Origin of the sequence: Pseudomonas sp. B21-019 (assembly GCF_024749225.1) — a bacterium.
Classification (GTDB): domain Bacteria; phylum Pseudomonadota; class Gammaproteobacteria; order Pseudomonadales; family Pseudomonadaceae; genus Aquipseudomonas.
In genome coordinates this window covers 5,167,930-5,179,935 of sequence record NZ_CP087193.1, presented here as the reverse complement: position 1 = coordinate 5,179,935, position 12,006 = coordinate 5,167,930, and the positions used below count along the sequence as shown (strand labels likewise).

Below are 12,006 nucleotides of genomic sequence, written 5' to 3'. Positions count from 1 at the left end.
GCCGATAGTTTGTTAGGCACCTTTAAGCGCACCTATAATCGTGGCGCTTAAATCAACGGTCATCGATTTATGGTGGCTGTGTGCGGGAGATCTTCGGGTCTGCCGAGGTTGCCTAACGACTCGGTCTTGCAGACCCGCGCACAGCTGCCACCCATCATCTGCAAGTGATGCTGGTAGCTCCAACTTTTTGTTAGGAGTTTCACAATGATCAAAGACAGCCCAAATCCTCCAGAAACAGACGTAGAAACAGATTTAGAAACAGATTTAGAAACAAACTTGGAAAACGAATCCGTTTCCCCCTACACCTGCCTCAATTCCAAAAAACTCCACGATGCCGCAATCCGTGCACTCGATCACTATCTCGCGCCACCTTCCCAGAAGAAGGTCAAAGCCGAGCAGCGTCCAAGTACGATCTTCGTCGTCGCGCCCAACGTAGATTCAGAAACCCTGTTGGCCCATGCCTGTGAAACCCTGGCTTCGGCGAATGTCATGGCCAGTGAGTTGGCGTTCGATCTCACCGGCCCAGCGTGCAATCTGGCCTTGGGCATTCAGCAGATGATTTCGTTGGCGGAGTTGTCGGTGAACCGGGTGCTGGATCAGATCGATCCGCAGGGGTAGCACAATGAAAAAGCCCGCTGGACCAGTGACGGTCAGCGGGCTTTGAGATTTTCATTGGGAGTGCGGGCCTCTTCTCGGGCAGCCACCAACGATCTAAACCCTGGCACTCACCTCACTGCGATTAACCAACGCTTCCAACGCACCACTCAAACTCGCTGCCTTCTCACCAATCAACAGATGCCAAATGCCGTCCTCAAGTTGGCTGACACCCTGGCAACCAAGCGTTTTCAACTGGCCTTCCGACAACCCCGTGCCATCCGCCAGCTGCAACCGAATCCGGGTCATGGCGATGCAGTCCATCTGCAGCACATTCTCGCCGCCGCCCAGCGCCTTCAACCATTGCTGGGCTTCAGTGTTCGTTACTGCCACAGGTTTTGGCTCATCGATATCAACGGCAGGGGAGGCGATAACCGCGCGACCCAAAGCAGGCAGCGCCAAGCGGATCTCATCGGCGATGCTGTCCGCCATCGGCCCGACCACCACCTGCAAACTGCCGCCCTTGCCCGGACGCACTACCGCCATCGCACCCAATGCTTTCAAGTCCGCATCCGAGGCCTTGTTGCGATCAACCATGTCCAACCGCAACCGTGTCGTACACGCACCCACCGTGATCAAATTCTCCGCACCGCCCAGCGCCTTGATATATGCACCGGCGCGCTCATTCTCGGCGACCACAACTTTGTCGCCAGCCGGAACATCCTCACGCCCCGGCGTCTTGAGGTTGAAGCGGCGGATACAGAAATCAAACACCACGTAGTAGATCACTGCATACGCCAGACCCACGGGAAGTACGCGCCAGCCGTTGGTGGATTCACCCCAGCCCAGAATCATGTCGATGAAACCGCCGGAAAAGGTAAACCCCAGGTGAATGTTCAGCAGGTTGGTGACGGCCATCGACAGCCCCGTCAGCAACGCGTGCAGTAAAAACAGCAGCGGTGCGAGGAACATGAAGGCGAATTCGATCGGTTCGGTGACGCCGGTCAAAAACGAGGTCAGGGCCATGGACAGGAAAATCCCGCCCATGACTTTGCGCCGTTCCGGCAGGGCGTTGCGGTACATCGCCAGGCACGCGGCGGGCAGGCCGAAGATCATCATCGGGAACATGCCGGTCATGAACTGGCCGCCTTTCGGGTCGCCGGCAAAGTAGCGTGACAGGTCGCCGGTCACCAGTGCGCCCGTGGTCGGGTCGGTGAAGTTGCCGAACACGAACCACGCCATGTTGTTGAGGATGTGGTGCAGGCCGGTGACGATCAGCAAGCGGTTGAACACGCCGAAGATGAACGCACCGAAGCTGCCGCTCTCCATCATCAACGTGCCGAAGCCGTTGATGCCATGCTGGATTGGCGGCCAGATGTAGCCGAACACCACGCCGAGGCCAACCGCCGCGAACCCGGTGACAATCGGCACGAAACGCCGCCCGCCGAAGAACGCCAGGTATTCCGGCAGCTTGATGTCTTTGAAGCGGTTGTACAGCGCTCCCGCCATCAGGCCGCTGATGATCCCGGCCAGCATGCCCATGTTGATGCTCGAATCGAGCACCTTGAGGGTGGAGATCATCACCAGATAACCAATGACACCGGCCAGGCCTGCGGTGCCGTTGTTGTCCTTGGCAAAGCCGACCGCGATGCCGATGGCGAAGATCAGCGCCAGGTTGGCGAAAATCACCTGGCCGGCGTCGTGGATGATCGCGATGTCCAGCAGGTCAGTGTCGCCCAGACGCAGCAGTAACCCGGCAATCGGCAAGATCGCGATCGGCAGCATCAGTGCGCGACCGAGGCGCTGCAGGCCTTCGATGAAGTATTGGTACATGGCGGATCTCCCTGGATTCTTATCGTTGTTGTTCAGCTCAGAGGCCATTGCTGGTGACAGGCATGACGCACCGCGCCGGCGCTGCTCAGCTTGAGCAGGTCCTGGCTGATGCGTCGGCATTCGGTGGCGTCGAGGTGGCGCACGCGGTCCTTGATTTCACCGATTTGCACCGGGCTGACCGACAACTCGCTGACCCCCAGGCCAATCAATACCGGTGTGGCCAACGGATCGGAAGCGAGGGCGCCGCAGACCCCGACCCAGCGGTTATGCACCGCCGCACCGGCGCAGGTCTGGGCGATCAGCCGCAGCAGCGCCGGGTGCATCGCATCGACGCGGGCGGCGAGACCAGCGTGGTCGCGGTCCATGGCCAGGGTGTATTGCGACAAGTCGTTGGTGCCGATGGACAGGAAGTCCGCATGCTCGGCCAGTTGCTCGGCCAGCAGCGCGGCGGCCGGAACCTCGATCATCACGCCCAGCTGCGGGCGTTCACTCACATTGAGTTCAATGCACAATGCGTCGAGACGCTGGCGGATGTGCAGCAACTCATCGACTTCGGTGACCATCGGCAACAGGATCCGGCAACGCGACAGCGGGCTGACCTGCAGCAGGGCGCGCAGTTGCTGATCCAGCAGTTCCGGGCGCACCTGAGCCAGACGAATGCCGCGCAAACCAAGCACCGGGTTCGCTTCGACAGGGAGCGGTAAATAGTCGAGCTGTTTATCACCACCGACATCGATGGTGCGGATGATCACCGACTTGTCGCCCATGGCGTCGAGCACGGCTTGATAGGCAACGTGCTGCTCCTGTTCGTCCGGTGCGGTTTGGCGGTCGACGAAGAGGAATTCGGTACGCAGCAGACCGACGCCATCGGCACCGTTGGCCAGGGCATCAGCTGCCTCGGCACTGGACGCGACATTGGCGGCGACTTCGATTGGCAAACCATCAAGTGTCACTGCCGGGACGTGGGCCTGAGACTGTTGAAGCGCGCGACGTTGCTGATGATCGAGTTGCGCCTGATGCACCTCGGCCAGGCGCTCGGCAGTCGGCATCAGTTCGAGGCGACCGCCGTCGGCATCCAGCACCACCGCTTGACCTTGCTCCTGATCGAGCAGCGTCGAGCCCAGTGCAACCATGCACGGCAAGCCTTTGCCGCGAGCGAGAATCGCCACATGGGACGTCGCGCCACCTTCGGCCATGCACAAACCTGCCACCCCTTGCTGGCTCAGTTGCAGCAAATCGGACGGCGTCAGTTCATGGGCCGCGACGATAGCGCCGGCCGGCACGTCGTAATGCCAGGCTTCGCCGAGCAGGGCACGCAGCACCCGTTGCTTGAGGTCGCGCAGGTCGTTGGCGCGTTCGGCCAGCAACGGGCTGCCGAGTTGCAGCAGCACCTCGCATTGCACGTCGATGGATTGACTCCAGGCGTGAGTCGCGGCGATGCCTTGGTCGATGGATTGATGAGCCGCATCGAGCAGCGCCGGGTCTTCGAGCAACGCCAGATGCGCGGCGAAGATGGCTTCTTCATCGGTGTTCTTGTGCTTCTTCGCTTGGGCCAGTGTGCCGTCGATTTCGCTGCGTACTTGAGTCAGCGCGGTGTCCAGCGCGTGACGTTGTTGCTTCGGCTCATGATTACCAGCATCTATTGGCAGGCTGATCGAGTTCAGACGAAACAACGGCCCACCCACCAGGCCGGGCGCCGCGCACACGCCGTGCAGCACGCCCGCTTCGGCGGGGCGATTGCGTTGGGTTATTGGTGTTGATGCGGCAGCGTGGTTGTCTTCGGCCAGGGCTGTGGATAACGCGGCCAATAAAGCTTGCAGCGCAGCTTCGGCGTCCGGCCCTTGGCAGCTGACAAGGATTTCATCCTGCTCACCGACAGCCAGCCCCATCAGGCCGATCAAACTGTCGCAGGCTGCCGATTTACCGGCGAAGTGCAGCCAGGATTTGCTCTTGAACTGTTGGGCGGTCTGGCGGATCAGCGCCGCAGGCCGGGCGTGCAAGCCACCGCGATGGGCGACATGAACATGCCCTTGAACCTCGATGCCAACGACCTCGATGTCGATCTGCACGCCGTTGGTTACTTTCGGCACGACGTGCAGCAACGGATCGCCGACCTTCACCGATTTCAGCGTAATCGGTCGTGCTTGAAAGTCCTGGCTGTTGGTCAGGATCATCAGGCTGACCAGGCTTTTGCACTGCTGGGCGACCTGGTCCAGGTCGTAGCGCAGCAGCGGCTGGCCATTGCTGACTCGTGCACCTTCCTTGACCAGCATCGAGAAACCGACACCCTGCAACTCGACCGTATCGAGGCCCAGGTGCAGCAGTAACTCGGCACCGTTATCGGCACGCAAGGTGATGGCGTGACCGGTGCGGGCGACGTGGATCACGACCGCTTCACAGGGTGAATACAGCGTGTCGTTCAATGGATCGATGGCGATCCCGTCGCCCATGGCGCCACTGGCGAACACCGGGTCCGGGACTTTGGCGAGTGTGAGCACCGGGCCGCTGAGCGGGGCGCTGAGGGTCAGCTCTTTATTGTTGTTGTGCATGGCTCGGTCTCATCAATAAAACTACGGTTCGGATCAACTCGCCCTCTGTAGGAGCTATCGAGCGGAGCGAGGCTGCGATCTGTTCAACGCAGGATCAAAAGATCGCAGCCTCGTTTCACTCGGCAGCTCCTACAGGGTGTACGCCGAGCTTTTGTAGGAGCTGGCGAAGCCTGCGATCTTTTGACTTTGCTTTTCAAAGGCAGGATCAAAAGATCGCAGCCTCGCTCCGCTCGACAGCTCCTACGGCGGATTCGCCCGCCTTCAATGTGTGCGCGTCACTTTGCTCAAATGGCGCGGTTGGTCCGGGTTCATGTCGCGGGCGACGGCCAGGCCGGCGGCCATGACGTAGAAACTCTGGATCGCCAGAATCGGGTCCAGGGCCGGGTGTTCGGCACGAGTCAGGGTCAGGTCGCGTTCGGCGACGTCATCTGGCGCGGCCAGCAGCACGCGGGCGCCGCGTTGACGCATGTCGGCGGCCAGGCTCAGCAACCCGGCCTGCTCGGCACCGCGCGGGGCGAAGATCAGCAGGTGGTAGTTCTCGTCGATCAACGCCATCGGGCCGTGCCGCACTTCGGCGCTGCTGAAGGCTTCGGCCTGGATCGCCGAGGTTTCCTTGAACTTGAGTGCCGCTTCTTGGGCGATGGCGAAACCGGCGCCACGGCCGATCACCATCAAGCGTTGGCAATTGCGCAACGTATCGATAGCCAGGCTCCAGTCCTGTTGCGCCGCTTCGCGCAAACCATCCGGCAGGGCAAAGCCGGCTTCCAGCAACTCCACATCTTCTTTCCAGTGGGCGATCAGGCGGGCGCTGGCGGTGAGGGTGGCAATAAAACTCTTGGTCGCGGCGACGCTGCTTTCGGTGCCGGCGCACAGCGGCAGGCTGAATTCGCAGGCCGCTTCCAAAGGCGAGTTCTCGGCATTGACCATGGAAATGCTCAGGGCGCCGCGCTTGCGTAGCAGACGCAGGCTGTTCACCAGATCCGGGCTCTGCCCCGACTGCGAGAAGGCGAACGCGACCTGGCCGCTGACCTTCAACGGCGCTTGTTGCATGGTCACCACCGACATTGGCAACGACGCCACCGGAATGCCCAGTTGCTGCATGGTCAGGTAGGCGAAGTAGCTCGCCGCATGGTCGGAGCTGCCACGAGCCACGGTCATCACCACTTGCGGCGGCTGACGGCGCAGGCGTCCGGCGATCTCGATCATCTGCGGGTCGAGTTGCTGCAATTGGGCTTGCACGGCCTCGAACGAGGACAGCGCCTCTTCAAGCATTTTTGAAGTCAATGTCTTCTCCTTCGACCATGACGGCGGTCAGTGTGAGTGAGCGATCCAGCCGCACGCAGTCGGCCCAGGCGCTGGGTTGCAGGCGCCCGCGTTCTTGAAGGCCGAGGTAGTCGGCGGGGAATTGCGAAAGACGTTGCGAGGCTTCGCTGATCGGCAGACCGATCTTCACCAGATTGCGCAGAGCCTGATCCATGGTCAGAGTGCTGCCGGCCAGCGTGCCGTCGGGCAGGCGCACTCCGCCCAGGCATTTGGTCACGGTGTGGCTGCCAAGCTTGTATTCGCCGTCGGGCATGCCGGCGGCGGCGGTGGAATCGGTGACGCAATACAGGCACGGGATCGAACGCAGGGCCACGCGGATCGCACCGGGGTGCACGTGCAGCAAGTCCGGAATCAGCTCGGCGTATTTGGCGTGGGCCAGCGCCGCGCCGACGATGCCGGGTTCGCGGTGATGCAGCGGGCTCATGGCGTTGTAGAGGTGGGTGAAACTGCTGGCGCCGGCGGCCAGCGCGGCGACGCCTTCCTCGTAACTGCCCAGCGTGTGGCCGATTTGCATGCGCACGCCGCGAGCGCTGAGGGCGCGGATCAAACCGTCGTGGCCGGCGATTTCCGGGGCAATGGTGATCACCCGGATCGGCGCCAGTGCCAGGTATTCCTCGACTTCGGTCATCAACGCGGTGTGGGCGAAATTCGGTTGGGCGCCGAGTTTGCCGGGGTTGATGTAGGGGCCCTCCAGATGCACGCCGAGTACCCGGGCGCTGCCTTTGGGCCGCTGCTCGCAGAACTCGCCGACGGCTTTGAGCACACTGGAAATCTCTTCGCTCGGCGCGGTCATGGTGGTCGCCAGCAGCGACGTGGTGCCGAAGCGCACGTGGGTTCTGGTGATGGTTTCGAAGGCTGGCGCGCCTTCCATGATGTCTTTGCCACCGCCGCCGTGAACGTGCAGGTCGATGAAACCCGGCAGCAGGTAAGGCAGGTCGTTGTCCGCCGGATCGCACGGCTGGCCTTCGATGGACACGACCTTGCCGTGCTCATGGATCAGCCGGCCACGAACCCAGCCGTGGGCGGTGAGGATGTTGTCTTCGGACATGGGCAGCTCTCTGGTTTAACGGCGCCGTGACTTAACGACGAAGCAGTTTGGCTAGCGGCGAAGTTCTGCGACGAAGTCGTAGTAGTCGTTGCGGCAATAGGTGTCGGTGACTTCGATCGGCGTGTTGTCTTCCAGGTAGCCGACCCGGGTCATCAGCAGCATGGCGGTGCCGGGGGCGATGCCCACCAGCGCGGCGAATTCGTCGGAGGCGTTGATCGCCTGAATGTGTTGCAGGGCGCGGACCACCGGTTTGCCAATGCCGTCGAGGTATTCGTAGAGGGAATCGCCTACCGCTTGGGGCTTGGGAATGATCGACGCGGGCAGGGTGCTCATCTCGATTGCCATCACTGTGTCGTCGGCTTTGCGCAAGCGTTTGAGCCGCGCGACCTTGTCGTTGGGCGAGAGACCGAGGCGGATCAGTTCTTCGTGGGTCGGCGGGGTGATTTCCCGTTCCAGCCATTGCGAGCCGGGGACGAAACCCTTGAGGCGGAGCATTTCGCTGAAGCCCGAGAGACGCGACAGCGGTTGTTCCAGGCGTGGCGTGATGAACGTGCCGGAACCTTGGTTGCGGCGGATTAGGCCTTGCTCGAACAGCACTTCCAGCGCTTTGCGTGCGGTGACGCGGGAGATGCCCAGCATTTCGCTGAGGTTGCGTTCCGACGGCATGGCCTGCTCGGCTTTCCACTGGCCGGCGTGGATTGCCGCTTCCAGATTGCGCGCCAGTTGCAAGTACAGCGGCGTGGGCTGGGTGTCGTCAGGGCGTAGGGCTCGTAGGTCGTTCATGTAGGTTTGGTCCGATGCGGATATAGGATTGTTGTCGCCCGGTAATGCGGCGAAACTAATACCACTTAAATACCATGTCAATGCCAGTACTTTGCTGTGGACGCAGCAAAACCAGCCCTTGTGGGTGGTCTTCAGAGGACTTGGTTTCAAGTGGTATTAGAGGTGGGGATTTTGAAAGCAAAGATCGCAGCCTGAGGCAGCGCCTACAGGGAGCATTGGTATCTACCCGGTAGGCGCTGCCGAAGGCTGCGATCTTTTGATTTATTTTTTTGAAGCCGACCGAAGGTAGCGGCCAGAACACGAACTCAGCTGCTGTGGCGAGGGGGCTTGCCCCCGTTCGGCTGCGAAGCAGTCGCAAAATCAGCAGGCGCGGTGAGCCAGACAGGATGCAGTTTCAGGTTTTAGCACTGCTTCGCAGCGCAACGGGGGCAAGCCCCCTCGCCACAGGTAGGCTCCCCCACCGCAAAAGCCCTTTACGGGCGGATTTCGATCATCGTGCCGTCCGGTACCAGGCCCCACACTTCGCGCATGTCCATGTTGCGCATGGCGATGCAGCCGTCGGTCCAGTCCAGCGTGTGGAACAGGTTTTCCGGGTTCTCTTCGGTGTCCGGAGTACCGTGGATCATGATCATGCCGCCAGGCTCGACGCCTTCGCGCCGGGCACGGGCGGAATCGCTGATGTTGGGGTAGGAGATGTGCATCGCCAGGTTGTAACGATCGCTGGTCTTGCGCCAGTCCAGCCAGTAAAGGCCTTCGGGGGTGCGTTTATCACCTTCCATCAGTTTTGGGCCAATGGGGCGTTTGCCCAATGAAATGCGATAGGTTTTGAACGGCTTGCCATCGTTGATCAACTGCAACTGATGGGCAGATTTGAGGACCAGAACTTTTTCGATGACTTTACCGTCCGGGGCGGCCGCGACGGAAGCCTGGGAGACTGCGACGAACGATAAGCAAAACAGGGCAAGCAACCAGCGCATTGAAACGATATCCCTAAGAGGTGTCGCGACTATTTTATTTATAGATGGTTTTTTACTAACAAGTGCTTAGATGATGGCAGGCTGAGCGAGTGGCGGGATCGATTCGGACCGCACGGGGTAGACCTCGGTCCGCCGGTCAGCGAAGAAGCATTCTAATGTACGGCCCACCGTGCGGAAAGCCAGTTCGCCCCAAGGAATATCGGCCTCTTCGAACAGCTGCACTTCCAGGCTCTCGGGGCCTGCGCGAAAATCCAGATCCACAAGCTCAGCGCGAAAGAACACATGCACCTGACTGATGTGCGGCACATCGATCAGCGTATAGATGCTCAGGTTGCGTACCCGGGCGCAAGCTTCTTCGGCGGTCTCGCGAATGGCGGCCTGTTCGATGGTCTCACCGTTTTCCATGAAACCGGCGGGCAGGGTCCAATAACCGAGCCGTGGCTCGATGGCGCGACGGCACAGCAATATCTTCGAACCCCAGGTCGGCACGCAACCGGCGACGATATTGGGGTTCTGGTAATGAATGGTGTGACAGCTGTCGCAGACAAAACGCAGGCGCGAATCGCCTTCGGGAATGCGCTGGGTCACCGGGTTGCCGCATTGACTGCAAAATTTCATGCTTGGGTTCCTGAATGCTGCGCCTATCTTGGCGTGCAGCGGTGTCGGTCGGCAAGTTGTCGTTTCGCGACATGAGGCTGTTCGGGGGTTGGGCGGCCGGTGCGATTGGTGCATGATGCAGGGTAAGGCACAGATCGAGAAGACTCATGCTGGACGAGCTACTGCACCGGGTAAGCAATCACACACCGCGTACGCTGGAAACCGACCGACGTTTCCCCGAAGCCGCGGTATTGGTGCCCATCACGCGCAGTGACGAACCTGAACTGGTCCTGACCCTTCGCGCCAGCGGGCTCTCGACCCATGGCGGTGAAGTCGCTTTTCCCGGCGGTCGACGCGACCCTGAAGACCCTGATCTGATCTTTACCGCTCTGCGCGAGGCCGAAGAAGAAATCGGCCTGCCGCCGGGGCTGGTCGAAGTGATCGGTCCACTGAGCCCGCTGATCTCCCTGCACGGCATCAAGGTCACGCCCTATGTCGGCGTGATTCCGGATTTCGTCGAATACCTGGCCAACGATGCCGAGATCGCCGCAGTGTTCAGCGTGCCCCTGGAATTCTTCCGCAAGGACCCGCGCGAGCACACCCACCGCATCGACTATCAAGGCCACAGTTGGTACGTGCCGAGCTATCGTTATGGCGAGTACAAGATCTGGGGGTTGACGGCGATCATGATCGTCGAGTTGATCAACCTGCTCTATGACGCGAAAATCAGCCTGCATCAACCGCCCAAGAGTTTTATCAACACCTGAAGCCATCGCTCGTATGGCGTGAATCCTGCTTTTCGCTAGTGAGCCAGCCTGGTCGTGAGGACAACAAGATGAAATACCGCCTGGGCGACGCCCGCGTCGAGACCCATCCGCAGAGCTGGGTCGCACCCAATGCCGTGCTGGTGGGCAAGGTCAAACTGGAAGAGGGCGCCAACGTCTGGTTCAACGCCGTGTTGCGTGGCGACAACGAATTGATCCTGATCGGCAAGAACAGCAACGTGCAGGACGGCACCGTGATGCACACCGACATGGGCTATCCGCTGACCATCGGTACCGGCGTGACCATCGGTCACAATGCCATGCTCCACGGCTGCACGGTGGGCGATTACAGTCTGATCGGCATCAACGCGGTGATCCTCAACGGCGCGAAAATTGGCAAGAACTGCATCATCGGCGCCAACTCGCTGATCGGTGAAGGCAAGGAAATTCCGGACGGCTCGCTGGTCATGGGCTCGCCGGGCAAGGTGGTACGCGAGCTGACCGAGCCGCAGAAGAAGATGCTTGAAGCCAGCGCCGCGCACTATGTGCACAACTCGCAGCGTTATGCCCGCGATCTGGTCGAGCAGGAACAATGAGCACCCCTGAACGTGAGCGACCGGTCCCGTCGCCGTGCGTGAGCATTTGTGCGCTGGATGAGGATGACATTTGCACCGGGTGTCAGCGCACGGTGGAAGAGATCACCCGCTGGAGCCGGATGGACAACGAGGAACGGCGCAAGGTGTTGGGGTTGTGTCATGAACGGGCGAAATCGAGTGGGCTGATCTGGATGTTGCCTTCCAAATCCGATTCCTGAATCGTTTGGTGCATTGTGGCGAGGGAGCTTGCTCCCGCTGGGCTGCGAAGCAGCCCCAAAATTGACCAATACATTCCATCTGACAGGCCACCCCACCCCAGATTTCAGGGCCGCTTCGCGCCCCAGCGGGAGCAAGCTCCCTCGCCACAGGTTATCTGTGCGCTGAAGATGAAGTACCCTGTGCACAAAATTGACAGGTATTCCCCGTCCCATGCTCTTCCTGATCGCCTACATCAGCAGCGTCGTGCTGATCAATTACGCCTTTTCCACCGCCCCGCACCTGGACATCATCTGGTCGGCCTGGGGTGGCCTGGTGTTCGTGCTGCGCGACATGGTGCAAACCCGCTTCGGCCATGGCGCGATCGCGGCGATGCTAGTGGCGCTGGGGCTGTCTTACGTCACCTCCGATCCCTCAATTGCTCTCGCCAGTGCCACGGCGTTCGCCGTGTCCGAATGCATCGACTGGCTGGTGTTCAGCCTCACCAAGCGCCCGTTGCACGATCGCCTGTGGATAAGTTCGGCCCTGAGCATCCCGCTGGACACCTTCATCTTCTTCGGCATGATCGATGCGCTCACACCGGGCGTGATCTTCACTGCGCTGGGTTCGAAGTTCGCGGGCGTCACCGTGGTCTGGTTGGCCATGGCATGGCGCCTGCGTAAACAGGCTGTCGTCAGCTGAAGCCAAACCCTCAGGTTCATGTAAAATGCCGCGCTTTCTCCCCAT

At 60.6% G+C, this 12,006-nt stretch carries 12 protein-coding genes; 5 read left to right on the top strand and 7 right to left on the bottom strand.

Features of this window, described 5'->3' with window-relative positions:
• Positions 1–204: 204 nt before the first annotated feature.
• The gene (locus tag LOY36_RS23190) at positions 205–618 is read left to right on the top strand and encodes a DUF6124 family protein (protein ID WP_258671088.1); all 414 of its coding nucleotides are present in this window, start codon (positions 205–207) and stop codon (positions 616–618) included.
• Between the two features lie 93 nt (positions 619–711).
• On the opposite strand, the gene nagE is transcribed toward LOY36_RS23190, so the two are convergent.
• The 7 genes from nagE to LOY36_RS23155 form a co-directional block, all read right to left on the bottom strand.
• Entirely contained in the window at positions 712–2,427 is a 1,716-nt protein-coding gene (nagE, locus tag LOY36_RS23185) for an N-acetylglucosamine-specific PTS transporter subunit IIBC (protein ID WP_258671087.1), read from the bottom strand.
• Positions 2,428–2,459: 32 nt separating this feature from the next.
• On the bottom strand, positions 2,460–4,976 hold the full coding sequence (ptsP, locus tag LOY36_RS23180; RefSeq protein ID WP_258671086.1) for a phosphoenolpyruvate--protein phosphotransferase: 2,517 nt from the start codon (positions 4,974–4,976) through the stop codon (positions 2,460–2,462).
• Between the two features lie 261 nt (positions 4,977–5,237).
• Positions 5,238–6,248 (bottom strand): SIS domain-containing protein, encoded by a 1,011-nt coding sequence (locus LOY36_RS23175; RefSeq protein ID WP_258674213.1) that lies wholly within the window; start codon positions 6,246–6,248, stop codon positions 5,238–5,240.
• A complete protein-coding gene (nagA, locus tag LOY36_RS23170; RefSeq protein ID WP_258671085.1) occupies positions 6,241–7,347 on the bottom strand; it encodes an N-acetylglucosamine-6-phosphate deacetylase in 1,107 nt (368 codons plus the stop codon). The genes LOY36_RS23175 and nagA overlap by 8 nt, the downstream gene beginning before the upstream one ends.
• A 51-nt stretch (positions 7,348–7,398) precedes the next feature.
• Positions 7,399–8,130, bottom strand: a complete 732-nt coding sequence (locus tag LOY36_RS23165; protein WP_258671084.1) for a GntR family transcriptional regulator — start codon at positions 8,128–8,130, stop codon at positions 7,399–7,401.
• A 473-nt stretch (positions 8,131–8,603) separates the two neighbouring features.
• Entirely contained in the window at positions 8,604–9,107 is a 504-nt protein-coding gene (locus LOY36_RS23160) for a murein L,D-transpeptidase family protein (RefSeq protein WP_019647759.1), read from the bottom strand.
• Between the two features lie 66 nt (positions 9,108–9,173).
• The gene (locus LOY36_RS23155) at positions 9,174–9,725 is read right to left on the bottom strand and encodes an NUDIX hydrolase (protein WP_019647760.1); all 552 of its coding nucleotides are present in this window, start codon (positions 9,723–9,725) and stop codon (positions 9,174–9,176) included.
• Positions 9,726–9,871: 146 nt separating this feature from the next.
• Here LOY36_RS23155 and LOY36_RS23150 point away from each other — a divergent pair, with 146 nt between their 5' ends.
• The 4 genes from LOY36_RS23150 to LOY36_RS23135 all read left to right on the top strand — a co-directional run bounded on the left by LOY36_RS23150 (position 9,872) and on the right by LOY36_RS23135 (position 11,961).
• Positions 9,872–10,471 (top strand): CoA pyrophosphatase, encoded by a 600-nt coding sequence (locus tag LOY36_RS23150; protein ID WP_018927081.1) that lies wholly within the window; start codon positions 9,872–9,874, stop codon positions 10,469–10,471.
• Positions 10,472–10,539: 68 nt separating this feature from the next.
• The gene (locus LOY36_RS23145; RefSeq protein WP_007936184.1) at positions 10,540–11,064 is read left to right on the top strand and encodes a gamma carbonic anhydrase family protein; all 525 of its coding nucleotides are present in this window, start codon (positions 10,540–10,542) and stop codon (positions 11,062–11,064) included.
• Complete coding sequence (locus LOY36_RS23140) at positions 11,061–11,282, top strand: DUF1289 domain-containing protein (protein ID WP_105340210.1); 222 nt, start codon at positions 11,061–11,063, stop codon at positions 11,280–11,282. The genes LOY36_RS23145 and LOY36_RS23140 overlap by 4 nt, the downstream gene beginning before the upstream one ends.
• A gap of 211 nt (positions 11,283–11,493) precedes the next feature.
• Positions 11,494–11,961, top strand: coding sequence for a VUT family protein (locus LOY36_RS23135; RefSeq protein WP_018927079.1), 468 nt, complete (start codon positions 11,494–11,496; stop codon positions 11,959–11,961).
• Positions 11,962–12,006 lie beyond the last annotated feature (45 nt).

Coding starts and splice junctions, on each gene's coding strand:
- LOY36_RS23190 (WP_258671088.1), top strand. CDS start 205: ATGATCAAAGACAGCCCAAATCCTCCAGAAACAGACGTAGAAACAGAT.
- nagE (WP_258671087.1), bottom strand. CDS start 2,427: ATGTACCAATACTTCATCGAAGGCCTGCAGCGCCTCGGTCGCGCACTG.
- ptsP (WP_258671086.1), bottom strand. CDS start 4,976: ATGCACAACAACAATAAAGAGCTGACCCTCAGCGCCCCGCTCAGCGGC.
- LOY36_RS23175 (WP_258674213.1), bottom strand. CDS start 6,248: ATGCTTGAAGAGGCGCTGTCCTCGTTCGAGGCCGTGCAAGCCCAATTG.
- nagA (WP_258671085.1), bottom strand. CDS start 7,347: ATGTCCGAAGACAACATCCTCACCGCCCACGGCTGGGTTCGTGGCCGG.
- LOY36_RS23165 (WP_258671084.1), bottom strand. CDS start 8,130: ATGAACGACCTACGAGCCCTACGCCCTGACGACACCCAGCCCACGCCG.
- LOY36_RS23160 (WP_019647759.1), bottom strand. CDS start 9,107: ATGCGCTGGTTGCTTGCCCTGTTTTGCTTATCGTTCGTCGCAGTCTCC.
- LOY36_RS23155 (WP_019647760.1), bottom strand. CDS start 9,725: ATGAAATTTTGCAGTCAATGCGGCAACCCGGTGACCCAGCGCATTCCC.
- LOY36_RS23150 (WP_018927081.1), top strand. CDS start 9,872: ATGCTGGACGAGCTACTGCACCGGGTAAGCAATCACACACCGCGTACG.
- LOY36_RS23145 (WP_007936184.1), top strand. CDS start 10,540: ATGAAATACCGCCTGGGCGACGCCCGCGTCGAGACCCATCCGCAGAGC.
- LOY36_RS23140 (WP_105340210.1), top strand. CDS start 11,061: ATGAGCACCCCTGAACGTGAGCGACCGGTCCCGTCGCCGTGCGTGAGC.
- LOY36_RS23135 (WP_018927079.1), top strand. CDS start 11,494: ATGCTCTTCCTGATCGCCTACATCAGCAGCGTCGTGCTGATCAATTAC.